At 69.0% G+C, this 565-nt stretch carries 1 protein-coding gene; it reads left to right on the plus strand.

What is annotated here, in order from left to right:
* A partial coding sequence (locus tag EOA29_RS39385) for a Gfo/Idh/MocA family oxidoreductase (protein ID WP_145970156.1) occupies positions 1 to 565 on the plus strand: 565 nt, incomplete at both ends.

Consider the following 565-nt stretch of genomic DNA (forward strand, 5'->3'; position numbering starts at 1 on the left):
GCGTGGCGCTCCGACCCGAAGCAGGCCGGCGCCGGCGGCGCGCTCGGCGACATCGGCACCCATGCCTACAACCTGGCGCGCTTCGTCTCCGGGCTGGAGCTCGATACGCTGTCGGCCGATCTCGACGCCTTCGTGCCGGGGCGGCAGCTCGACGACAACGTCAACGTCATGCTGCGCTTCAAGCCGGTCGGCAAGACGCATCCGGCCAAGGGCATGATCTGGGCAAGCCAGGTGGCGCCCGGCCATGAGAACGGGCTGAAACTGCGCATCTACGGGTCGAAGGGCGGGCTGGAATGGGTGCAGGCCGATCCGAACTATCTGTGGTATACGCCGTTCGGCCAGCCGAAGCAGCTGCTGACCCGCGCCGGCGCCGGCGCGCTGCCGTCCGCCGGGCGTGTCACCCGTGTTCCCTCGGGCCATCCGGAGGGCTATCTCGAAGGCTTCGCCAACATCTACCAGGAAGCGGCCCGCGCCATCCGCGCGGCGCGCAGGAAGGGCGGCAAGCCGGCAAAGGATGTCGTCTTCCCGACGATTGCCGACGGCGTCGAAGGCATGGCCTTCATCG

It is taken from the genome of Mesorhizobium sp. M1E.F.Ca.ET.063.01.1.1, assembly GCF_003998155.1.
Lineage (GTDB): Bacteria > Pseudomonadota > Alphaproteobacteria > Rhizobiales > Rhizobiaceae > Mesorhizobium.